The 22,753-nt window shown below is 62.0% G+C and carries 22 protein-coding genes and 1 pseudogene; 7 read left to right on the top strand and 16 right to left on the bottom strand.

Annotated elements, in window-relative coordinates:
- Positions 1-88: 88 nt before the first annotated feature.
- The 7 genes and pseudogenes from BSP239C_RS09210 to BSP239C_RS09180 form a co-directional block, all read right to left on the bottom strand.
- A complete protein-coding gene (locus BSP239C_RS09210; protein WP_101572142.1) occupies positions 89-1,474 on the bottom strand; it encodes a tripartite tricarboxylate transporter permease in 1,386 nt (461 codons plus the stop codon).
- Positions 1,471-1,884, bottom strand: a complete 414-nt coding sequence (locus BSP239C_RS09205) for a hypothetical protein (protein WP_101572140.1) — start codon at positions 1,882-1,884, stop codon at positions 1,471-1,473. The genes BSP239C_RS09210 and BSP239C_RS09205 overlap by 4 nt, the downstream gene beginning before the upstream one ends.
- Positions 1,885-1,975: 91 nt before the next feature.
- The gene (locus tag BSP239C_RS09200) at positions 1,976-2,911 is read right to left on the bottom strand and encodes a hydroxymethylglutaryl-CoA lyase (RefSeq protein ID WP_308298062.1); all 936 of its coding nucleotides are present in this window, start codon (positions 2,909-2,911) and stop codon (positions 1,976-1,978) included.
- Positions 2,908-4,197: pseudogene (locus tag BSP239C_RS09195) on the bottom strand (hydroxymethylglutaryl-CoA reductase, degradative); the annotation flags it as partial. The gene BSP239C_RS09200 and the pseudogene BSP239C_RS09195, both read right to left, overlap by 4 nt.
- A 202-nt stretch (positions 4,198-4,399) precedes the next feature.
- Complete coding sequence (locus tag BSP239C_RS09190; protein ID WP_101572136.1) at positions 4,400-5,101, bottom strand: CdaR family transcriptional regulator; 702 nt, start codon at positions 5,099-5,101, stop codon at positions 4,400-4,402.
- An 8-nt stretch (positions 5,102-5,109) separates the two neighbouring features.
- Complete coding sequence (locus tag BSP239C_RS09185; RefSeq protein ID WP_101572133.1) at positions 5,110-6,096, bottom strand: IS481 family transposase; 987 nt, start codon at positions 6,094-6,096, stop codon at positions 5,110-5,112.
- Entirely contained in the window at positions 6,093-7,031 is a 939-nt protein-coding gene (locus tag BSP239C_RS09180) for a hypothetical protein (RefSeq protein WP_101572131.1), read from the bottom strand. Before BSP239C_RS09180 ends, BSP239C_RS09185 begins: the two co-directional genes overlap by 4 nt.
- Positions 7,032-7,102: 71 nt before the next feature.
- On the opposite strand from BSP239C_RS09180, the gene BSP239C_RS09175 reads away from it, so the two are divergent.
- On the top strand, positions 7,103-7,663 hold the full coding sequence (locus tag BSP239C_RS09175) for a PadR family transcriptional regulator (protein ID WP_101572129.1): 561 nt from the start codon (positions 7,103-7,105) through the stop codon (positions 7,661-7,663).
- Between the two features lie 42 nt (positions 7,664-7,705).
- Here the strand turns inward: BSP239C_RS09175 and BSP239C_RS09170 are convergent, their stop codons facing one another.
- Together BSP239C_RS09170 and BSP239C_RS09165 are read right to left on the bottom strand one after the other, a co-directional pair.
- Complete coding sequence (locus tag BSP239C_RS09170; protein WP_101572127.1) at positions 7,706-8,920, bottom strand: GAF domain-containing protein; 1,215 nt, start codon at positions 8,918-8,920, stop codon at positions 7,706-7,708.
- A gap of 26 nt (positions 8,921-8,946) precedes the next feature.
- On the bottom strand, positions 8,947-10,215 hold the full coding sequence (locus BSP239C_RS09165) for a pyridoxal phosphate-dependent aminotransferase (protein ID WP_101572125.1): 1,269 nt from the start codon (positions 10,213-10,215) through the stop codon (positions 8,947-8,949).
- Positions 10,216-10,398: 183 nt separating this feature from the next.
- On the opposite strand from BSP239C_RS09165, the gene BSP239C_RS09160 reads away from it, so the two are divergent.
- Both BSP239C_RS09160 and BSP239C_RS09155 read left to right on the top strand, forming a co-directional pair.
- Positions 10,399-11,241, top strand: coding sequence for an ABC transporter ATP-binding protein (locus BSP239C_RS09160; protein WP_101572123.1), 843 nt, complete (start codon positions 10,399-10,401; stop codon positions 11,239-11,241).
- The gene (locus tag BSP239C_RS09155; RefSeq protein WP_101572121.1) at positions 11,238-11,972 is read left to right on the top strand and encodes an ABC transporter permease; all 735 of its coding nucleotides are present in this window, start codon (positions 11,238-11,240) and stop codon (positions 11,970-11,972) included. Before BSP239C_RS09160 ends, BSP239C_RS09155 begins: the two co-directional genes overlap by 4 nt.
- A 35-nt stretch (positions 11,973-12,007) precedes the next feature.
- On the opposite strand, the gene BSP239C_RS09150 is transcribed toward BSP239C_RS09155, so the two are convergent.
- On the bottom strand, positions 12,008-12,589 hold the full coding sequence (locus tag BSP239C_RS09150) for a GNAT family N-acetyltransferase (protein WP_101572119.1): 582 nt from the start codon (positions 12,587-12,589) through the stop codon (positions 12,008-12,010).
- A 142-nt stretch (positions 12,590-12,731) separates the two neighbouring features.
- On the opposite strand from BSP239C_RS09150, the gene BSP239C_RS09145 reads away from it, so the two are divergent.
- The 4 genes from BSP239C_RS09145 to BSP239C_RS09130 are packed head-to-tail and all read left to right on the top strand — an operon-like array spanning position 12,732 to position 16,359.
- Positions 12,732-13,736 (top strand): ABC transporter ATP-binding protein, encoded by a 1,005-nt coding sequence (locus BSP239C_RS09145; RefSeq protein WP_101572117.1) that lies wholly within the window; start codon positions 12,732-12,734, stop codon positions 13,734-13,736.
- Between the two features lies 1 nt (position 13,737).
- Positions 13,738-14,553 carry an ABC transporter permease gene (locus BSP239C_RS09140; RefSeq protein WP_101572115.1) on the top strand — a complete coding sequence of 272 codons (816 nt, stop codon included), beginning with the start codon at positions 13,738-13,740 and terminating at the stop codon, positions 14,551-14,553.
- A 31-nt stretch (positions 14,554-14,584) separates the two neighbouring features.
- Positions 14,585-15,757 (top strand): sensor histidine kinase, encoded by a 1,173-nt coding sequence (locus tag BSP239C_RS09135; protein ID WP_101572112.1) that lies wholly within the window; start codon positions 14,585-14,587, stop codon positions 15,755-15,757.
- On the top strand, positions 15,754-16,359 hold the full coding sequence (locus tag BSP239C_RS09130) for a response regulator transcription factor (protein ID WP_101572111.1): 606 nt from the start codon (positions 15,754-15,756) through the stop codon (positions 16,357-16,359). The genes BSP239C_RS09135 and BSP239C_RS09130 overlap by 4 nt, the downstream gene beginning before the upstream one ends.
- A gap of 21 nt (positions 16,360-16,380) precedes the next feature.
- Here the strand turns inward: BSP239C_RS09130 and BSP239C_RS09125 are convergent, their stop codons facing one another.
- The 6 genes from BSP239C_RS09125 to BSP239C_RS09100 all read right to left on the bottom strand — a co-directional run bounded on the left by BSP239C_RS09125 (position 16,381) and on the right by BSP239C_RS09100 (position 22,675).
- Positions 16,381-17,550: an ABC transporter permease gene (locus BSP239C_RS09125; protein WP_101572109.1), complete on the bottom strand. Its 1,170-nt coding sequence runs from the start codon at positions 17,548-17,550 to the stop codon at positions 16,381-16,383.
- Positions 17,547-18,434 carry an ABC transporter ATP-binding protein gene (locus BSP239C_RS09120; RefSeq protein ID WP_101572107.1) on the bottom strand — a complete coding sequence of 296 codons (888 nt, stop codon included), beginning with the start codon at positions 18,432-18,434 and terminating at the stop codon, positions 17,547-17,549. Before BSP239C_RS09120 ends, BSP239C_RS09125 begins: the two co-directional genes overlap by 4 nt.
- 600 nt (positions 18,435-19,034) lie before the next feature.
- The gene (locus BSP239C_RS09115) at positions 19,035-19,685 is read right to left on the bottom strand and encodes a response regulator transcription factor (protein ID WP_101572104.1); all 651 of its coding nucleotides are present in this window, start codon (positions 19,683-19,685) and stop codon (positions 19,035-19,037) included.
- A gap of 3 nt (positions 19,686-19,688) precedes the next feature.
- Positions 19,689-21,065 (bottom strand): sensor histidine kinase, encoded by a 1,377-nt coding sequence (locus BSP239C_RS09110; RefSeq protein ID WP_101572102.1) that lies wholly within the window; start codon positions 21,063-21,065, stop codon positions 19,689-19,691.
- A gap of 99 nt (positions 21,066-21,164) precedes the next feature.
- Positions 21,165-22,049, bottom strand: coding sequence for an anti-sigma factor (locus BSP239C_RS09105; protein WP_101572100.1), 885 nt, complete (start codon positions 22,047-22,049; stop codon positions 21,165-21,167).
- The gene (locus BSP239C_RS09100) at positions 22,046-22,675 is read right to left on the bottom strand and encodes a sigma-70 family RNA polymerase sigma factor (protein ID WP_101572098.1); all 630 of its coding nucleotides are present in this window, start codon (positions 22,673-22,675) and stop codon (positions 22,046-22,048) included. Before BSP239C_RS09100 ends, BSP239C_RS09105 begins: the two co-directional genes overlap by 4 nt.
- Positions 22,676-22,753 lie beyond the last annotated feature (78 nt).

Below are 22,753 nucleotides of genomic sequence, written 5' to 3'. Positions count from 1 at the left end.
CCTTTGGAGACATGCGATGTCCGTCATCGAGACAGCACGAAGCACCGAGGTGAATGCGCCCCGGTGCTTCGAATCTGGTTCACTGGCTCTACAGTGCCAGGACCGCCGGAACCGTGAGAACGGCGACGTAGTAGCCCATGAACTGCACGCCTGCATGCATGCCGATCATGCGGTTGAACAGGCCGCCGACGAGGCCTACTGTGATGGTGACTCCGAGTGCGAGCAACCCACCTTCATAGAGGCAGATGACGCAGATGAGCGCGGCGAAGCCAGCGATGATCGCTTCGTGGGAAACCGACTTCATTACCCAGGTTGCCGCCCGGTGGGCATTTCTCATCACGAACGGGTAGGCGACCAAGATAGCGATGACTGCGGCAATGATCGCGAAGAGAGCGAATTCGCCGGTGGACAGCAGATCGTGCAGGTTATTCGTCTCACCGGTCTCCGCGTCGAGAGTGTAGACGGGCGGGGCATTGAATAGGGGCGCTGCCGGGCCTGCGGCCATGGGAGAGAGCGGAAGCCCGATGGCGATCAACGGGATCAGGGTCTCAGCGATGTAGGTCGACTCGGTCGTTCCGTTCCTCACGGACACCACCGTCGTCAGCCGATGGAAGCCGTTCTTGATCCGGCTGCCGGCGATCTCACCCATGAGCACAGCCATGGCGACGGGTGAGAAGACGAAGGTTGCGCTGGTGATGACTGCCGAACCACTGGTGTATGCCAACTGCTGCCGATCCAGGACCTTGAAGGGATTCGGCAGCTTCGTGCCACCCGCAGGTCGAACATCGGGAGCGAGGTCGAACTCCCGCTTGCCAGTCTGTGTCATCGATCGACGGCCTGCAGGGGACAAGGCAGAGAATAGATCGTAGATGAGCGGGCCAGTCGCGATTCCCAGGAAGAAGGAGGTTGTGAACGTCGCGTCCTTCTGCTCCAGGATGAACGCCTGCAGCCCGACGATGATGAGTACGAAGGGGATCAGCGCGACGACTGCGGCCAGCTTTCCCTTCGAGGTGTAGGCAACGAGGATTGCCGCCGCGATGAAGATCCATGGTGCTGCCGCACCGATCGCCTCGGCGAAAGGGGTAAGGATGAGGGCGAAGAGAATAGACAGGGGGATTGCGATGATCACCGAGATGACGCCACCGGAGATGGCCTTCTGCAAGGCAATGTGAGGAACCCCGAGAGAACGCAGGAGCTGTGCCTCCCGCAGCATCGGCACGGCCGTGGTGTCACCGGGTATCCCCAAAAGAGTCGTGGGTACTGCGTGTGAGATGTGTTTGGAGATGATGGCGGCGAGGAAGAAGGCGATGACACCGGCTGGAGGGACGCCGATGAGAATGATGAGCAGCGCCAAAGGGGCGACGATTGCGGTCTCATCGGTGCCGGAGATGAGGCCGATGCCGGTGAAGAGGACTGCAGCCAGCAGAGCCATGCCGATTGCCCACAGGATCGGTTCGATGAGATCCGCGCTCACAGCTGTGTTCCCTTCGCTCGATTCTCATGATTCTCGACCAGGGCATCGAAGAGCCCGAGGGCTCGGATCTCCTCCTGCACCGCCGGTTTGAGATCGCGAGGGTCACCCAGGTCGCCGTACTCTTCGACGACTTCGTCGATGACTTCTTGGCGGTTGCGGGTGTCGGCCTCTGCCTGGGTGATCACCCGTTTGGGTTTGAACAGGCTTCCGGCGATCACGGCACCGACGATGCAGCCGACGATCCCGATCAGAAGAGCATAGGAGTGTCCCAGTTCTGCATCACCGGTGCTCGTGAAGAGGTGGTCGGAAATGAGGAAGGCCGGTACCGCCACCCCGATTCCTATGGCAATGCTGCCGACTAGGTGTTTTGAGTCGACGGTGTCATTCCAGACTTCGAGCAGCTGTGGCATCTTCGCCTACCTTCTGTTGTTGAGTCGTGCTTCTGGAGGTGGAACACGGGCGGGGCTGATTCTGCCCCGGACCGGTCGCGGAACTGTGGTGCTACTGAGTGACGATGGCCGCCGAGGTGGCCGACGCCAGTGGTTTCCCGAGCTGCCTGCTCAGCCATTGGCTCGTCTCCGCGACTGCGCGGATGTCGACTCCGGTCGAAATTCCCAGACCGTCGAGCATCCACACGAGGTCCTCAGTTGCCAGATTTCCGGTCGCTGAGCCTGCGAACGGGCAGCCTCCAACTCCACCGGCAGAGGCGTCGAACTCGCTCACGCCCAACTGGAGAGCAGCGTAGACGTTCGCCAGCGCTTGACCGTAGGTGTTATGGGTGTGCAGTGCGATCGACTCAGCTGGGATGCCGCTTTCGATCAGTGCCTGCAGAACGGCGGCGACGTGACCGGGTGTGGCGGTGCCGATCGTGTCGCCTAACGAGATCGACGAGCAGCCCGCATCAAGCAGCCGCGCAGACGCAGTGACCACACGCTGTGGATCCACCGGGCCTTCCCAAGGATCGCCGAAGACCATGGACAGATACCCGCGGACCTGCATCCCCGCCGAGGTGGCCGCGGTAGCCACATCAAGGTTGCGTGCCGTGGTCACCTCGAGGCTGTCGCCGAGGTTGGCTCGAGAGAATGATTCCGTGACACTGACGAAGACAGCAATGTCCTTGGCCCCCGCAGCCTGAGCATCGTCGAGCCCGCGTCGGTTGGGGGTGAGGACTGGATAGGAGACGGCAGAGTCGAGGTTGAGCGCATCGAGAACGACTTGGGTGTCCGCCATCTGCGGTACAGCCTTGGGCGACACGAAGCTGCCGGCCTCGATAGTCCTCAGGCCAGAACTGGCCAGTCGGGAGATGAGCTCAACCCGAACCTCGGCGGGCAGGGTGACCGATTCAGCTTGGAGTCCGTCACGAGCACTGACCTCGTAGACCTTGACCTGGGACGGAAGGGTTTCGCGGGTGAAGACCTGTGGGAGTGATTCCATCATTTCTGTGCACCTGAGCGAAGCTCGGCGAGGATGGCTTGCACCCGATCGAAGCGGAAGGCTTTCTCTTCGACGAGCTTCTCCACAATGGTCTTGGCTTCCTCAGCAGTGGCGCCTGCGGAAACGGCAAGATTCTTCGCATGCAGCGACATATGGCCGCGCTGGACTCCTTCGGTTGCGAGAACCCGCAGAGCTGCAAGATTCTGCGCCAGACCGGCTGCGACGATGATCTCAGCCAGATCTTTCGCCGTGCTCACCTCGGCTATCTGGAGTGCGGTGCGGGCTGCGGGGTGAACCTTGGTGGCTCCGCCGACGAGTCCGACAGGCATCGGCATCTCGAGGTTGCCGACGAGGTTGCCCTCAGCATCCTTCTCGAACGTGGACAGTGAGGAGTATCGGCCGTCGACGAGTGCGTGCGAATGGGCTCCGGCCTCCACTGCGCGAGTGTCATTTCCGGTGGCCAAAACGACGGCAGAGATGCCGTTCATGATGCCCTTGTTGTGGGTAGCGGCACGGTACGGATCGGCAGCCGCCAGATCATAGGCGTGGAGGATGTTGTCCACGACCTCTGTGCCGCCGAGGAGCTCCTTATCGAAGACGGCACGTGCACGACTGATGCGCAGATCCGCCTTGTTCGTCAGGATGCGCAGGAGTGCGTCGCCCTCGGCGATTGCCGCGAGGCTGCTCGAGACGGCTTCGGCCATTGTGTTCACTGCGTTCGCACCCATGGCATCACGGACATCGACATGAAGATGGACGACTACATACGTTGCCGATTTCGCCTGAACGAGACGAACGTCGAGGTCTTTGACTCCTCCGCCGACCTCGACGAGCTTCGGATCCTGGGCATTGGCCAGGTCAATGATTTCGGCCTGGCGTTCAAAGATGCGGGACCGAGCGGCATGCGGGTCGGCCACATTGATGAGCTGAATCTGTGCCTGCATGATGGGCTGAGTCGAGCTGGTGAAGAACCCGCCCTGTGGACGTGCCATCCGGGCAGCGTTGCTGGCAGCGGCGATGACAGACGCTTCTTCGGTGGCCATGGGCACGAGGACATCGGTGCCGTTGATCGTAAAGTTGGTGGCAGTTCCCAAGGGCAGTGAGAAGACGCCGAAGACGTTCTCGCTCAGGTTTGCAGCCTGCGCGGGGCCAAACGCAGTCGCATCGATCTGGGCGAACACCTCGGTGTCGAGCCCGGTTGCCTCGGCCACTGCCGTGCGACGGTCATTGACCGACATGTTGCGGAAGCCGGCGATACGACTGTTCTCTGCCATTATGTGTCTCCTGTCGAGTCTTCTTCGATTCTGTGTCTGCCGGGCTGGCTGCCGAACGCGGCGGAGCTGGGCCCGTCAAAACTGCGGCGCGGAGAAAATCCGCGCAGAGTTCAGTCAAGCACTTCATGGATCGATCGCCTATGGCTGTTTTAGCTAGTAATAACTCCAGCCTATAGCGGTTTCAGCCAGGGTAGGTGAGTTGTCTGCTCGGCTGCGTTCAGACGTTGCGCTGGAGCTGGTCCAGCCGGAGCGCGACGTGGAGACGGAACGCGTATTCGGGTGCTCGCCAGTCGTTGTCGAGTACCGTATCGATGCGTTCCAGACGTAGTTTGAGGGTATTGATGTGGATCGAGAGAGCCGAGGCGGTGCGGCTCATGCTATTGCTGTGTTCGAAGTATGTGCGCAACGTGGTGACCAGATCGGCAGATTGCCTCTGGTCCCACTGTCGGAGAGGGCCGAGCATACGCTCCATGAACTGTCCGACGTGTTCTGGAGCTGTGCCGAACATTGCAGTGTAGGGAGCGAAGTCCTCAGCGGAACATACGCCGCTGGAGATCGACAGCGAATTGAGCACCCGCACGCACGACCACAACTCGTCCTCTGCGGTGCGCAGCTGTGCGCGCTGGAAATCGGTGTTGGAGACGACGACGAGACAGTCCCGCAGGACCTCTGAGGCTGTGAGCAGCTCCTTCAACTGCGTCCGGGTTCGATGAGCAGAACGGGGCAGCAGCACAGTCAGCCCTGGCGAGCGCTGGGTCATGAGAATCCGCGGCTCGATCCGAGCCAGAAGCGAGCCGATACGGTCGAAGTCATTGGGGCCGGCTTGGACCACCATCAGCTGCCAGGGGCCGAGTAGGGTGAAGTTGCTGGAGCGCGCTCGCGCTCGCAGCTCGTCGAGATTTCTGGTGTCGGCGATCAAATCGACGGCTAGCTGTACTGATCGGGGAGGTTGATTAATCGCGTGAAGGGAGGCTGCTTGCCGCAAGCCGAGTGAGGTCGGTGTTGATTGTAGTGATGCAGCCAGACCTCAAGTGCATCCCTCCGCTCCTGCTCAGAGCTATAGCAACGGGCGTAGGCCCATCCGTCTGCCATGGTGCGGTGGAAGCGCTCTACTTTACCGTTTGTCTGTGGACGATAGGGTCGCGTGCGTTTCGGTCTGATCCTCAACTCCTCGCATACGTCGCGCCAGAGAGCGGAGCGGTACGCGCCGCCGTTGTCTGACAAAATTCGTTCTACTTCGACGCCCCGTTGCTCGAACCACTCGACAGCTCGACGCAAGACCTCGACGGCGGTAATGGCGGTCTCGTCGTCATGGACCTCGGTGTAGGCAACGCGTGAGTGATCATCGATGATGGTATGGAGGTATGCATACCCGAGCTTGGGACTGTGCCACTGAGTTTTGGGCTTGCCGGGGGTGGCGGCGCGATTGCGTTCCCCTTGGCGGCGTCCAACATAGCGCCAGCCGCCACCGTCGGGGATGTTCCCAAGCTTCTTCACGTCCACGTGGACGAGTGAGCCAGGATAATTGTGCTCGTACCGCCGGATAGGCTCGCCAGTCGCACGGTCGGTGTAAGACAGCCGATTCAATCTCGCGGTACACAGAATGCGGTGCACGGTCGATGGTGCGATGCCGAGTCGAGCGCCGAGCTGAACGGGCCCTTCCCTCAGCCGGATTCGCAAACTCACACACCGCTTCGACACTTTTGCTCTTGTTTTGTTCGGTGAACTCTTGGGCCGCGAAGACCGATCGTGCATCGATTCGCCAGCAAGGTAGCGGTCGACCCACCGTCTTGCGGTCGGCCAAGATACTTGGAACCGCGCAGCGACTTCGCTGATCGGCCACCCGTCGATGACGACGAGACGAGCGACTCTCATTCGATGGCGCGGCGTCAGGGCGGCGTTAGCGTGGCTCATGAGGCGTTCGCGATCAGTTCGAGGACACGCCCGAAAGCAGGCTTGGGAGAGTAGTCGTCGCGCATGATGCCAAACTCCTGTTTCCAATTTCCTCTGGTGACAGTGTCGCGTAGACCGAAGAACTCGTAAGCGGTGACGTTGTGCCCGCTGGTCAAGATGGCTTCGGCGACACGTATGAGAACCTCGGCTTGTTTCTCCTCGGTGCGATCGCGACCGGTAGGCCAACCCGTCTCGCCAATGTGGAAGGGCAGGCTGGTGGGGAAACCTGCCGTGGACGAATACTGTTGAGCGGTGTCCAAAACAAATTGCGTAGCCTCAGCCAACGTCTCTTGCGGAATGGGGAAGAACACGTCCGGGAAAATATCGAGGCCTAGGTAGTCGAGGTTGTCCATGTCATCCTGCAGGTGGCACGCAAAGGTCTCCCAGAACTTCTCGTTGGCCATACCTGCTGCGTTGACACCGATAAGAACGTCCGCGCCGAGTCGCTCTCGCTCTTCCGCAGCAGCGCGGACGCCTGCTGCAATGGCGTGGAAGCAGCCTGGGCTACCGCCGTCGAGTGGCGCTGGCATGTTGAGTTCCTCGCCGATCTGAATTTTCCCTCCACCCCACTCATGTATGTCACGGACCGCGGTTCGTACGAACCGCGCATACCCAACAGGGTCCGGCTCCATGGATTGGTAGCAGCACACCAGATCAACCTGCCGACCGTCGCTCAAATACACCGTAGGGTCTGCTGGGGTTGGCATCACAGCGTTACTGAACCCCTGGGCCCCGGTACCGAAATGTCGAAACGATCTCACATAGAACAGCGGAGCTCGTCCTTGTAAGTGCTGGAGAGCTCGACACGTCGCGTCAATATCCTCGGGCGGGCAGACCACGGGCGAGAAGTTAACGAGGTCGGCATCAACTACACCGGGCCAAATTCCAAAAATCATAGTTCTCCTTGTAGTCGTATACGACTACACCAGAGTACACGTATACGACGATTCGTCATAGACTGGCCTGTATGCCCACTAACGCACTGACGAACCCCTTGGTCCTGCCGATTTTGGGACTCCTCACCGAGGGGCCGTTACACGGCTACGGGCTCTACACAGCTCTGCGTGACCGTTACGAGAACCTCTCAGTGCGTCGTAGCACGGTCTACACGCTGCTTGACCGGCTCGCGGAAGCAGGCTGGGTCGATCTATCGGAGGAGCCTCCGCCGTGCCCGTTCACCATCACCACTGGTGGTAGCCGCGCGCTGGCGGATGGCGTCGCCCGACAAATAGTAGAAGCCCCGCTTGGACCCAGTGAGCCGTTCCTGACTGCGGTCGCGTACCTCGGAATCCTCGCACCAGACCAGGCTAGCGATCTTCTGCGCCGTCGACTCGAGTTGACTCGAGATCGGATAGCGCGCCTCGAGCAAGCTCTAGCCACACGACCTGTCCGAGAACTACACATGCTCGAAGTTCATTACCTTGTCTCAACGTTGCACTGCGACGCCGACTGGCTAGAGGGAACAACCCATCGCATAGACGATGGCGATCTTCCGTGGCCCCCGCCAGCCGAAGCCAACCCCAACTAACAGAAAGTGCTTCACAACCAAACGCGAAGGCGTGGCATCGAATCAACTAATGTCCCCGATCAGTACAGCTAGCTCGCCGCGCACACGGTTCTCGGCGTCAGCACGTGACTGCTCGTTCATCTGGATCAGGGCCAGGGACTGCGCCGCCTGAGCGACGATGCTGTGGTCACCGTCCTTCGGAGCGCTGTGGAAGCGCACAAACAGTCCGCTGTGCTGACGCTTATTCGATGCCACCGAGGCGGCGATGAGTCGCTCATCGTCAGAGATCTGGGCACTTCGCCCGGTGTGACGGCTGGTGGCCAGAGCCGCAAGAATATCTTCTCGGCTCACGCCGCTCTGGCCGAGGAAATCGTCGTCTGTTGGGAACTCGGGGGAGTCGAGGCGCCAACTGTTCACGGTAAGGGCCTCTGCGTGGAGAGTTTCGGAGATGACGTTCGTAACCGATGTTGTGCCATGGCCCTGCAGCACCAGCTGGGTGAGCTGCTCTTCCACCTCAACGAGGCGTTGCAAGGTCTTCGCCTTCGCTGCTGCCAGGTCCTCTGAGGCTGCTGAGAGGGCCGCCGCATCGGCGAGTTCGCCCATCAGCCGTGCGGTCTTGAGGATTACTGAGGCGTGGTCTGCCAACGCAGAGAGCAGAGTGATCTCATCCGCTCCGAAGTCGTGAGGATAGCGGTTCGCCGCAAACAGGGCACCGAGCACTTCGCCGTCGACGACCATGGGCACACCGAGAAGCGAATCCATGCCTTCGGCCTTGACAGCGGAGTCGACGCGCCGCTCGTGCGGTAGCTGAGTCAGGTCGTAGTCCGATGTCCAGTGGGCAGCTCGGTCGCGGACTACACGGCCTGCGAGCCCGACTCCAGGTGGTACTCGGAGTGCTGGGAGCTGGAGCGAAATAGCGCCCCGGCTGGCTCGAACGTTGAGCTCGTCGGTATCGGGGTTGTACTCCGAGAGGTAGGCGATGTCGCAACCGATCAGAGACTTGGCCCTGTCGACAAGCTTCTGCAGAAGACGCTTCGTGTCCCTGACTTGGATTAGTTCCGAGGCGCTTTCGAGCAGAGCTGCGCGTTCCTGGTCCTTCTGTCTCCAGCGGAGCATGGTGGTGGACAGATCGAGAAGCGAGTCGACGAGGGCCGACTGCCGCCCGAGCTGTGCTTCTAGCGAGCCGCGATCGACGGGATTGCCCCGCGCGATCAGACTGACTGCCCGTACGACGGACTCCGCCGCTACTTTCTCTGGCCCCGCTGTGCGCTCCGTCATGGGGTCATTATCTCAGCCCTGACGACTCACCCCGCAGCGGGTGACATCTCCTTGACGGTCGGAAGTTCGCAGGTGCTGCTCGCCTGTTGCTTGTATCCGGAGAGGAACTCGCCGAGGCGGTTGATCGACTCGTCCAGGACCTCAACCGAGGGCAGAGTGACGAGCCGGAAATGATCGGGACTCGACCAGTTGAAGGCGGTGCCATGGGAGACGAGGATCTTCTGTTCACGCAGCAGGTCGAGTGCGAACTGTTCGTCATCGACGATGTCGAACTTCTCGACGTCGAGCTTCGCGAACATGTAGAGAGCACCGCTGGCCCGATGCGCGGACACGCCCTCGATGGAGTTCAACCCCTCGTGGGCGAGATTCATCTGCGCACCGAGTCGGCCCTGGGGCAAAACAAGGTCTTCGATCGACTGCTTTCCACCCAGTGCCGCCTGGATCGCGTGCTGGGCCGGAACGTTCGCGCACATGCGCATATTGGCTAGGAGCTTGATCCCCTCAAGGTAGCTCTTCGCTTCAGACAGTGGTCCGGTGATGGCCAGCCAGCCGGCGCGGTAGCCGGCGATCCGGTAGGCCTTCGACAGGCCCGAATAGGTCAGGCACAGCACATCGTCGCCGGTGAGAGTAGCCATATTGACCATCTCGACATCGTCGTAGGTGATCTTCTCGTAGATCTCATCGGCGAAGATGATGAGGTTGTGGCGACGTGCGATGTCGACGATCTTCTTTAGGGTTTCGCGTGAGTAGACCGCACCGGTGGGATTGTTCGGGTTGATGACGACGATGCCGCGGGTGCTCTCGGTGATCTTCGATTCGAGATCTTCGAGGTCAGGTTGCCAGGCGGTGGCCTCGTCGCACAGGTAGTGCTTGGGTGTGCCGCCGGAGAGGGCGACCGATGCCGTCCACAGGGGGTAGTCCGGGCTGGGGACGAGGATTTCGTCGCCGGGGTTGCACAGTGCCTGCAAGGACAGGGTGATGAGTTCGCTGACTCCATTGCCCAGGAACACCTCGGAGGTATCGAGATTGTGGATGCCGTGAGTCTCGTAATACTGGACCACGGCCCGGCGTCCGGAGAGGATTCCGCGTGAATCGGAATAGCCCTGCGCGAGCGGAAGCTGCTTGACCATGTCGTGCACGATCGCCTCGGGGGCTTCGAATCCGAAGGGTGCAGGGTTGCCGATGTTGAGCTTGAGGATGGTGTGGCCCTTGGCCTCCATCGCCTCGGCCTCTTCGAGGACGGGTCCCCGAATGTCATAGAGGACGTTGGCCAATTTCGACGACTGCCTGTACATGGGAACCGTGAGAACCTTTCGATACGACGTTTGCTATCTCCACGTTATGACCCTCGCCGAGGTGGTTCTGACCAATCAGAGGCCCGTTTCGTGAACCTTTGCCCGGGACTGCGGACCGATGTGCAGACCTTTGGCAGGCTAAGTCACTTGACGTGTCCGATCATCGGGGGTCTGATTCGCAGTATGACAAACATTGCGATCCAGACGCGAAGTCTGCGGATCCGCCGAGGTTCCAGCATCGTGATCGACGGGCTCGACCTTGATGTCCCGCGCAGCGCGATCGTTGGCCTGCTGGGTCCCAGCGGCAGCGGGAAGACGACGCTCATGCGGGCGATCGTCGGCGTCCAGGCGGTCAAAGGCGGCACGGTCAGCGTGCTGGGACAGCCTGCGGGAACGGCATCTCTGCGGCACCGGGTCGGCTATATGACGCAGCTGGCAAGCATCTACGAAGATCTCTCGGTACGGCAGAACCTGCGCTACTTCGCACGCGGCCAGGGGGCACCGAAGTCCGATGTCGATCGGGTCATCGACCGCACCGACCTCGGCGGGCAGGCCGATCAACTGGCCAGAACGCTGTCGGGTGGTCAGGCGAATCGAGTGTCGTTGGCGGCCGCGATGCTCGGGTCTCCCGATGTGCTCGTCCTCGACGAGCCGACGGTCGGCCTCGATCCCGTGCTGAGGTCTGATCTCTGGAACATCTTCCGCAGCCTCGCCGACGAGGGAACGACGTTGTTGGTCTCGAGCCACGTCATGGACGAGGCCACGCGGTGTGATCGGCTGCTTCTCATGCGTGAGGGGCAGGTGATCGCGGACACGACACCGAGCGAACTGCTGGAGACCACAGGGGCGGCGACCGCGGAGGAGGCCTTCCTCTCCATCATCACGTCCGATTCCACCGGGTCGTCGTTCCCACGGAAGCGGACTGGAAAGAGAGCAGGGCGGAAGGCGAGGGCCGGAGCGCGGACGATTCTGACCTCCGGCTCGGGGGCGATGCCCGGCAAGGGGCGTACGAGGCGTGCGCAGTGAGTCCGATGCGAACGATGGCCACAGCGGGCCGCGTCCTCCTGCAGATCCGCAATGACCCGCGCACGATTGCACTGCTGCTTGTCGTGCCCAGCCTCCTCATCGGGCTTGTGGCATGGATCTTCGACGAGACTCAGGTCTTCGATCGAATCGGACCCGCGATGCTTGCGCTCTTCCCCTTCATCGTCATGTTCCTCGTCGCGAGCATCGCCACTCTGCGCGAACGTCGCAGCGGAACGCTCGAGAGACTGCTGTCGATGCCGATGGGTCGTGGCGATGTCATCCTCGGCTACACGCTGGCGTTCGGGCTTCTCGCCGTCGTCCAGACTGCGATCGCGGTGGGCTATGCCACGTGGGTCTGCGGACTCAAGATAGAGGAGTCGGTGCTCCTGCTCTTCGCCGTCGCCATCGCTGATGCCCTCCTCGGTACGGCTTTGGGACTGCTCGCCAGTGCCTTTGCTCGCACCGAGTTCCAGGTTGTGCAATTCATGCCGGTCTTCGTCTTCCCACAGATTCTGCTCGGCGGAATCTTCCTGCCTCGCGATCAGCTGCCAGGTGTGCTCGAGGCGATCGGTGACTGGATGCCGCTCTCCCATGCGATCGATGCGCTGACGGCGGTGTCGACGGGCAACGAGGATGCCGCGTACATCTGGCTGCGCATCCTCTTCATCGGCTGCTGGGTCACCGGTGCCATCATCGTCGGTTCGCTGACTCTGCGTCGGCGGACGCCGTAGGACGCACACGGTCAGACACGCACGCTCTCTGAAGCTCAGGCCTGCTGCCGGTCGCTGTGCAGAATTCCGTAGACGAGGGTGTCCGTCCACTCGCCTTTTGACCACCAGTCCTGGCGCAGGTGCGCCTCCTGCCGCATGCCGATTCGCTTGGCCAGCCTCGCCGAGGCGGTGTTCCGGGCATCCATCTGTGCAACGACCCGATTGAGTCGGTAGTGGTCGAAGGCGATATTGAGCACGGCAGTGGCCGCTTCCGAGGCGAAGCCATGGCCACCGGCCGCCGGATTGAGGACCCAACCAATCTCGGCCTTCTCTGACGATTCGCCGTTGAGCCAGATTCCGAGGTCGCCGATGATGATAGATCCTTCGATATCGTCGAGGCCATCCTTGGTCTCAATGACCAGCGAGAGCGCACGTGACTCGGTGCTCAAACCGGTCTTCGGAATGCGCTTGGAGATCTCGGTCCGTGACTCCTCGGCGGTCCAGGGATCGCAGAGGAGGAATCGCGCGACATCCTCACGAGAGTACATGGGCAGCAGAGCCTCGGCATCGGATTCTCGATAGGCACGCAGAATGAGTCGATCGGTGGTCAACGGCAGAGACGGCTCCTGCGGATTCATATGGATAACGCAATCACGAGACCCGGATGTGCGCAAGGGGTGGAGCCAGCTGTTCCGTCCTGTTGAGAAGGAGAGTTACAACCTCGAATATCGGTGACAAATGGCATCATCAGCCGCGCCCGTATCTTCCTAATCTGAAGTCATGAGTACACAGACGACTAATGAGACGACCAATCCACCCAGGCGAACCGAGCAGGCAGCCATGCCTCCGGCTGTGACCCTTGACCATCTGACGAAGAGCTTCGGCGACCTCAAGGCCGTCGACGACATCGACCTGCGCATCCGGCCTGGTGAGGTCGTGGCCTTCCTCGGCCCCAACGGCGCAGGCAAGACCACGACCGTCGATATGCTCCTCGGGCTCTCCCGACCCGATGAGGGATCGGTTGAGATCTTCGGCATGCCACCCCGGCGAGCAGTCAGTCGTGGACTGGTCAGCTCGGTGATGCAGACAGGGGGGCTCCTCGATGACCTCACGGTGCGCGAAACGGTGGAATACACCTCGGCGGTCTTCGCCTCCTCACTCGACGTCGATGTCGTCCTCAAGCGGGCCGGCATCAGCGGCATCGCGAACTCTGTCGTCAAGAAGTGCTCGGGCGGGCAGAAGCAGAGGCTGCGCTTCGCCATGGCTCTCCTGCCGGACCCTGCTCTGATCGTCCTCGACGAACCCACCACAGGCATGGACGTCACCGGGCGCCGAGATTTCTGGCACGAGATGCGCGCCGACGCCCTGCACGGGAAGACGATCCTCTTCGCCACCCACTACCTCGAAGAAGCCGACGAATTCGCAGACAGAGTCATCCTCGTCTCGAGCGGTCGCATCGTCGCCGATGGTCCCGCTCATGAGATCCGGGCCATGGCCTCGGCAAAGACGGTCAGCGCCACTCTTCCCGCTTCGGGTGCGGATGACCTCATCACGTTGCTTCGTGGCCTGGCCGGAGTCGAATCCGTCGATGTGCAGGGCCGGCGTCTGAAGATGCGAACTACGGACTCGGATTCCGCCGCACGCACAATGTTCGACCATGCCTGCACCGAACTGGAGATCACCTCCCACTCGCTCGAAGACGCCTTCATCAGCCTCACCTCAAGCAACGGACCCACCCCGAACGGGCCCACATCGAACGGCACTCCGACCTCGAAAGGGGCATGACATGACCACCTCGAGAGCTAACCCGGCGACTGCCTCGGCGACGGAATTCCTCGAATCTCTTGACGCACGCAGACCACCGCGACTGGGCGGATTCTCCTCGACACTGGTGCGGCTCGAGCTTCTGCGCAAGCTGCGCAACCGACGCACCCTCATCTTCACTATGATCATGCCCGCGGTCTTCTACCTCATCTTCGGACTGACCAACCGCGGTCAGATGCTGGGCAACACGGACGCGGCCCTCTACATCTCCGTGTCCCTGGCGACCTACGGTGCGATGGTGGCCACAACCACCGGCGGCGCCCAGGTAGCCGTGGAACGGGCATTGGGCTGGAGCCGCCAATTGGCACTGACCCCGTTGCATCCAGCGACCTACATCCTCACCAAGGTGCTCGTCTCGATGGTCCTGGGTGCTGTGTCCGTCATCGTCGTCTTCGGGCTCACCGCGATCACCGGAGTCCACGCGCCTCTGGGCACCGTGGTCGCCTGCGGCCTCCTCGTCGTCCTCACGTCTTCAGTGTTTGCAGCCTTCGGCGTCATGCTCGGCTATCTGCTGCCCGCCGAGAACGCGATCCAGATCTCCAGCATGGTCCTCGGCATCTTCTCCCTCATCGGCGGACTCTTCGTTCCCCTCGCCGTGTGGCCCCACGCTCTGCAGACGATCGCCCGCTTCACTCCCGCCTACGGGGCGGGAGAAATCGCCCGCGCACCGCTCGGCGGGGGTTACGATCAGTGGGCAGTGGTCAATATCCTCGTGTGGTTGGCTGTCTTCACCGCCGGTTCGGCTTGGGCGCTGCGCAAAGACACCACCAGGGTGTGAGGGAAATCAGCAGCGAAGGAGGGGAGCCGCAGTGACCTCAGAATCACCAGTGCGGCTTCCCTTCATCAGGTGGTTCTTCCCCGCCATCTGGATGGTCTTCCTCGTCTACCCGCTGACCGCGGCATGGAATCAGACCGGTGCCGTCCGGTATTGGGGAGTGGGCCTGACGATCCTCTTCGCAGCGGTGTTCTACCTGGCCATGTGGGTCAGCGGGCTCGGCCTCGGTAACCTGTCCCGGGACACGGGCCCCGGTGCTGCGAACGCATGGCAGCGGGGATCACGGGGCCCCGTTGGTCGCAGACGCCTTCCGGTCATCCTCTGCCTCGTCGCGATGATCGGCATCGGCCTCATCGTCACGAAGCTCATCGGTGAGGAGGGACTGTCGTTCCTCGCCTACGTCTCGGTCATCCTCGTCGTCGTGGTCCGGAGGGTGGTTCCGGGAATCATCGTGGCCTGCCTGACGCTCATCGCCGCCGAGGTGGCTCAGCGTCTCGTACCCGGCTGGACCCACGACTACTCCGCCACCTTCGGCATCTCGATCTCGAGCTTCGCAATGGTCATGGCCATCATGGCCGGCGATCGAGCACGTGCGGCGCGTGCGGCTGAGGAGGAGAACCGCCGACTTGAACACGAGGCCGAACGGCTGCGGGTGTCCCGAGACGTCCACGACGTCCTCGGCCATTCTTTGACTGTCATCGCACTCAAAGCCCAGTTGGCCACGAAACTGCAAGCCGCTGGAGCTCCCGAGGCGGCGAAGCACATCAGCGAGATCGAGCAGTTGGCGCGCGGTGCCCTGGCCGATGTGCGCACCACGGTGCAGGGAACGCGGTCTATCTCCCTGGCAGAGGAGCTCGTCGCAGCCTCCCGAGCGCTGCGCGCCGCTGAGATCGAGGTCGAGGCGCCCACTTCGGTCGACAACGCCGATGTGAACCTGCGTGAACTCTTCGCTTGGAGTGTGCGCGAGGGCAGCACCAATGTTCTCCGCCACTCCCACGCCAGACACTGCACGATCACCATCGAACCCGATCGGCTGACGATCCGAAACGATTCCTCAGGCGAACGCACCGACCTCGCCGAGGTGGGTGCCGGTTCCGGTCTGCGTGGCCTGAGCGAGCGGGCGAAGTCTGTGGGCGCCGTGGTCACGACTGAGAAGACCGACGACGGATTCGTCCTGACCGTCGAACGGCAGGAGGCACTCGCATGACGACGCTGCTCGTCGCCGATGATCAGACCATGGTCCGGGAGGCGCTCGCCGCTCTGCTCGGAATGGAATCCGACTTCGAGGTGATCGCCCAATGCACCCGAGGTGATGAGGTGCTGCCCGCGATTCGTCGCCGTCCACCAGATGTAGCGCTGCTCGACGTCGATATGCCCAGCCCAGACGGGCTTGAGGTCGCAGCCGTACTGGCAGAAGAGTTTCCCCAGGTCAAGGTCGTCATCGTCACGACCTACGGGCGACCGGGGTGGGTGAAACGCGCGATCGACGTCGGCGTGAGCGGATTCATGGTCAAGGACGCACCGGTCGACCGCCTCGCCGAGGGGATCCGCCGAGTGATGGCAGGCCTCCAGGTCATCGACCCCGAGCTCGTCGTCGAATCCACCGTTCACGGGAGCTCGCCGCTGACAGAGCGGGAGACCGAGGTCCTCCGTGCCGCAGCAGGCGGTGGCAGTGTCGGCGAGATCGCCTCAGCGCTGTTCATCTCCTCCGGCACCGTGCGCAATCGACTGTCGGCAGGTATCGGCAAGACCGCCGCCCGCAACCGAGCCGACGCCGTGCGCATCGCCCGCGACAACGGCTGGTTGTAGAAACTCAGCGCTTCGACTGGTTCACTTCTTCGTACGACTCAGTGCTTGCTTCCACGACACCTTCGGGCCCGACTGCAGGATGGATCGTTCGAAGATCCGGGTCGCCAACAGGAGAGCCAAGATCGTGGTCACCGCGAGGATGAGCAGCGAGACCAACGGCTCCCACCATTCGATCGTGCCGAGGAAGACTCGCATCGGGACCGCAACCGCTGCGGAGAACGGAATGTAGGACATCACCGCCATCACAGTTTCGTTGGACGAGAAGAGGATGACCGCCATATAGGGCAGGAAGATGAGCATCATGATCGGGCTGCTCGTCGAGCCGAGATCTTCCGTCCGAGAGACCATCGATGCGGCCGCGGCGTAGAGAGAGGCGATCATGACGAAGCCGACGATGAAGAGCGGGATGAACCAGGCGATCGGCTCCGTGACCTTGCCGAGCACCAGGTCGTTTCCGCTGATGGCGGCGCCGACGAGGACGGAGAGCGCGGTCAGGCCGATCTGTGCGAAGGCGAGGATGGAACACGCAAGTACCTTGCCGAACATCAGCACCTTCGCCGAGGTGGAGGCGAGCAGGATCTCCACGATCCGGGACTGCTTCTCCTCCACCACAGAGGAGGCGATGGTCGTTCCGAAGGTCACCGCCGACATGAAGAAGACGAGCCCAAGGCCCAGCCCGATCATGTAGGTCAGTCCCGGGTCCGGGGCATCGGGGTCGAGCAGCTCGACAGTCGGGACCTGGCTGAGCTCGCCGGTCAGCGACTCGGGTGCGGAGCGTTCGGCGATGACGGTGACGCCGACAGGGGACGCAGGGTCGTCGACGACCGCGGCCGCGACCTCCTCGGAGGTCACCAGTGCCTTCGCCTCATCCGCACTGTCGACGGAGACGAGTTCGATCCCATCGATTCCCTCTACTGCCTTCGCCCCCGCCGAGGTGACCGCCACCTTGTCCGTGGAAGAGAACAGTGAAGGCAGCGAACCCGATACCGCCACGAGTGCGCCGAAGAGGACGATGCTCAGCAAGGTGGAGATCATGAAGGCCCTCGACTTGATGCGCACCATGATTTCGCGTTCGATGACGAGACCGATGGCGGTGGTGAAGCTTGCACGTTGAGTCTGCGCTGTCGTTGCCAGTCCCGACTTCTTGGGGGTGCTCGTTTCGGAAGAGTTCGAATCCTGTTGGATGCTCATGCCTGCGTGACCTCCTGGAAGAGTCGGTTGAGGGCAACGGTGTGGGGAGTGAAGGACTTCACTGAGGACACGGCGATGGCACGGTGCAGGACCGCCTCGGCGATATCCGGATTCGGTGCGGCGAAGCGCACCCAGTTCCCGTCGAATTCGACGACGGTGATTTCGGGGATATCGCGCACCCATCCCATATCCGCATCGGTCTGCAGAATCCACTCGGGGGTGCTGCGCTGACTGCGCAGCTCATCGGCGGTGCCGCCCGCAACAAGCCGGCCGCCGTCGATGATGACGAGGTCATCGACAAGGCGTTCGACCAAGTCGAGCTGATGGCTGGAGAAGAGGACGGGAGCTCCGGTGTCGGCGAAATCCTTGAGGACCTCAAGGGTGCGTTCGACGGCGACCGGGTCGAGACCGGAGAAGGGCTCGTCGAGGACGAGGGCACGCGGGCGGTGGATGAGCGCGGCGGCGATCTGCACCTTCTGCTGGTTGCCCAGGCTCACGGCCTCGAGGTTGTCGCTGGGTTCGCCATTGAGGTCGAGCTGCTCGAGGAGTTCAAGTCCGCGGCGACGTGCGGAGTGACGGCTGAGTCCGTGGAAGCGGGCGAGGTAGATAAGCTGATCGATGATCGGCATCTTCGGGTAGAGGCCGCGCTCCTCTGGCATGTAGCCGATCGCACTGCGGTGTGCGGGAGTGATGGGCTCGCCATCGACGGTGATGCGGCCGGAGTCCGAGGCGAGCACACCGAGGATGATGCGCATGGTCGTCGTCTTGCCGGAGCCGTTCGAACCGACGAACCCGGTCATCCGACCCGAGCCGATGGAGAAGCTCAGGTCGTGGAGAACCTGTTTGTCGCCGAAGCTGCGCGAAATAGAGTCCAAGGTGATCATGGTTCAAATCTATTCGGCGTCGACGTGCTCCGCCTCAGCCGAGCGGACTATTTCCTACTCACCGGTGTGGGGGAGGGAAGCGGTCGAGTGGCCGCTGAGTCATTGAATGCACAACTACTTGCGACAGTGAACGGTGGTCGAGGGGCGGAGTGCCGACGCTGGCGTGGGGGTAGCGCTGTGGAACTCTGTGCGGAGACTCCTTCGCCCCGGGCTACGACGTCGAGGGCACCGTCGCCGGTGAGACAGACCACGACGACGGAGCGACCGGCACGGAGGCAGTCGAAGACCTGCGCCGCTTCTCGACTGCGGATCGGCGCCTTGTTCGCGGGCGGTCATAGATGGGGTCGAACGGGGAGCTGATATCCGTGCTGCACATGCTGATGCAAACTTTCCGTCCAGCAGCGAACCGGTGCCGGAGGTGCGCTGGATCGGCCGTGCTGGGGATCAATCGTGCGGGGAGTTTCGGGGGAGTGGACTATGCAATGGTGAGACGATTCCACAATCTGAAATCATGTTGCACCCGTTGTCGGAGAATCGATATTCAGTTGACTGGGCCTCACACTTGACCAGTATTCGGCGAAGGCAGGAGGCCAGGCGTGCTCAATTCCCGACGAGCCCGTTCTCATAGGCGAAGATGACGACATGGATGCGGTCGCGGATGTCGAGCTTGGTCAGCAGGTTGGACACATGCGTCTTGACGGTTGCTTCGCCGACGAAGAGCGTGCCTGCGATTTCGGAATTGCTCAGTCCCTTGGCAACGAGGTGGAGGACCTCGAGCTCCCGGTCGGTGAGCAGGTCGAGCTCGGGGGCCTTGGCAATTGTGGTCTCGGGGCTGCGGACGGAACGTTCGATGACACGACGGGTCACCTCGGGGGACAGGAGACCATCGCCGTTGGCCAGTGCAGTGACCGCGTCGATGAGCTGCTCCGCCTCGGCGGTCTTGAGCAGAAACCCGCTGGCGCCTGCTGCCAAAGCCTCGAACAGGAAGTCGTCACGGTCGAAGGTGGTGAGCATGAGGACAGCACCGGCCGCTCCCCGACGTACGATCTCCGCGGTGGATTCGAGTCCGTCCATGACGGGCATCTGGACGTCCATGCAGATCACGTCTGGAGCGAGATCGAGTGCGCGGTCGATCGCGACTTGGCCGTTCTCTGCTTCGCCGGCGACCACGATGCCGTCCTCGCTCTCGAGGATCGTGCGGAAACCGGTGCGGACCATCGACTGGTCGTCGACGAGGAGGACTCGGATCACGGTTCAGGCCTTTGCTGTGGAGTCGGTGATGGAGGAGGCGTTTGGGCCGTCGCCGGTTTCGGTGGCGGTCTCGGTCTCGATGGCAGCAGGCGCGGCGGCGTCGATCTCGGGGTCGGCGACATTCCGAGGGTAGGGAATCTGTGCCCGCACCAACCAGCCGCCACGGGACTTGGGGCCCGCCTCCAGAGTGCCGCCCAAAGCGCTCATCCGTTCGCGCATGCCGACGATGCCCAAGCCCAACCCTGGCTGCTTCACTGGTGATTCGGGCTCCCGATGCGGTTCCTCGCGAAGTGCAGCGGGGGACCGGGAGTCGCTGATCTCGACTTCGAGCTTGGTGGTGCCGTACCGCAAGCGGACATCCACCTCGGCGTGCGATCCTGCGTAACGGCGGCAATTTGTCAGAGATTCCTGGATCACACGGTAGATCGACATCTCGGTGATCGGCGTCAGCGCTCGCGGTCGACCGATGGTGTGAAACTCGATCTGCTGTCCCGAACGATGTGAAGCGTCGATGAGCTCAGGAACATCGCCGAGGCCGGGGTTGCCCTTCGCGCTGTCTTCACTGGTGGTGACATCGTCGGTGTCCCGGAGCGTGTACACGAGCGCGCGCAGTTCGTCGACGGTTTCTCGGGTAGAGGATTCGATGGTTTTGAGGGACTCGCGCGCTTTGTCGGGGTTCTTCTCGAGACTGCGGCGGGCTGCAGCAGCGTGGATGCCGACGCCGGTGATGTGGTGGGCGATGCCGTCATGGAGTTCACGAGCGATGCGTACCCGCTCCAGGTCGAGTGCCTGGCGCGTCAGCTGCTGCTCCTGGGAGCGAACCTCCGCATTGGCGGTACGCAGTTCGTTGAAAAGGTTCCTTTGGCTCCAGGCACGGTTGCCGAAGAGCCATGCCCCGCCGAAGAAGGCGATGTTGATGAGGAATGAGACCGCTGAGGCGGCAGCGAACTGAAGCACCGTCATGTCTCCGATCGCCTTGAACTGCACGCCCGTCGACACCAGCAGGTAGACGAAAATCCCTGCGCAGAGGAGAAGCCGCGAGATGAAAGCCGTTTTGCGGTTGCCCTGCCAAGCGCCGACCGAGTACACCCCCATGAATACGATGATTTGGGTGACCCCGGGTTCCATGATCGAGAGGACCTGCGCCGTGACGAAGACAGCGGTCTGAATCCATGCCATCTGGCTGGGATAACGTCGACGCCAGATGAGCGGCAAGGTGACGAGGATCGACATCAGGCAGATCAACCACAAGGGCCCCTTGAACGGCCAATACGACGTCGTGTTGTAGAGCACCGCGAAGACGACTGAGGCCGCGGCCAGGGCAAGCACCAGATATACGTCGCCGCGCGTATGTCTCAGCGATGTCGGGTTCTCTTCCATCCCTCCAGCTTAGACAGTCTGAAGTTCGTCCACATCCGTCGGTGTGCGGATCAGACGTGCAGAGTCTCCGGCGCAGGGCGGAGGTCCCTCACCCCTCGCCTACAGGTCGATGGCCACGATCGGATCGGTGGTCGGCTGCTTCGAACCGCCCTCCGGTTCGACCGTGATGCCGAAGAGACTGCCCGAGGAGAACGGCTCATCGGCAATCGTCACCGGTTGTCCAGTCATCAGTCCTACGCTCTCGGGACCCTCATTGCCGATCACCCACATCTGCATCGACTTCCCTGCCGGGGCAGCAGTGACGTCGCGAGGACTGAAGCGAATGAGCTGTTCTTTCTCGGACGAGAGCACAGTGACAGAACCGCCCTTGGGCAGCTCGGCAGTGCTGGTTTTCAGATCTCCGGCTTCCATCAGGCGAGCGGAATCGTCGAGCTGTTGTTGAGCAGCGGCCAGCTCATCTTCCAGCTCGTTCTGCTTCTGCCAGGAACTCACTCCGACACCGGCCGCGACGACGACAGCGGCAGCTGCGGCAGCCATCGGCACCCAGGGGCGGCGCTTCCGACGGTGCTCAGCCAGGTCGGCGGGCGGTGGCACATCCGAGGACGAATGAGTGCCTGCCTGCGGTGCGGGTTGAACCGGAGCATTGAGCGGAGTCGGTGCTGAGGACTGAGTCTGCTGCTGTGCAGAACGAGCCTGATTCAGGCTCTGTGGTTCCACATCTGCATCTTCTTGAACATGTGTGCTCGGGATGGCGAGAATTGCGTTGCGGGTGGCTGCACTGATGGGTTCAGGGGCACCCGTGGCTGAGGATTCAGACGCTTCTGCATCGGATCCGGCCATGAGCGCCATGGTGTCCTCATACTCAGCGACCTCGGAACGGAAATCGGCATCGGTGTCTGCAAGAGTCTGCGCCTCGGCAAGCTCAGCTTCACTGAGTCCGCCCAGAGCCAGCCCGGCAGCCAAATAGTCGCGATCGGTGTTCATCGGCTTGCCTCCAACTCTTCTCGCAGCTTCTTCATTCCGTCTCTGATCCGTGACTTGATGGTGCCGAGGGGCACCTTGAGATTCTCTGAAATCTCAGCGTGCGTCAGACCTTGGTAGAACGCCATGACAATTGGTTGTGCCTGATCCGCTGGAAGTATCTTCAGCGCAGTGACGGTCCTGTCTGACTCGAATCTGTCAATGACCTTCTGCTCGACCTGCTCGCCCTCTTCAGCCGACGATCTCAGTCCGTCGGAGTAGTCTCGATCCTGCTGGGCCTGAACACTGCGGACGCAGTCGATGGCTCTCCTGCGGCACAGCGTGATCAGCCATGCTCTGCCGGTCCCATGGTCGGGGTCGAACCCGGAGCACCGGGTCCACACTTCGGTGAAGCATTCCTGGAGCACCTCCTCGGCGAGCGCCTGACTTCTCACTATGCGCAGGATCACTGCCATGAGGATCCGGGACTGAGCCACGAAGAGTTCTTCGAAAGCGGTCCTGTCGCCGGTGGCGATCCGCAGCAGCTGGTCGCCACTCGGGTCCGCTGCTGTGGTGACGGTACCGTCTGACGCTGGGGCATCATTTCCCGGGGGTCCATGGCCTGGAACCGAAGGATCGTCTGAACTCATTGACCAATCATGTCATCTGATCGGCTTCTGTTCTTCAGTTGTCCGCACATCGAGTGAAAAAGGTGGTGGCCAAGGGCC

The sequence above is a fragment of the Brevibacterium sp. 239c genome (assembly GCF_900169365.1).
In the GTDB taxonomy this organism is placed as follows: domain Bacteria; phylum Actinomycetota; class Actinomycetes; order Actinomycetales; family Brevibacteriaceae; genus Brevibacterium.
Note: the sequence above shows the minus strand (reverse complement) of the source record. Positions and strands in the feature narration are given on the sequence as shown.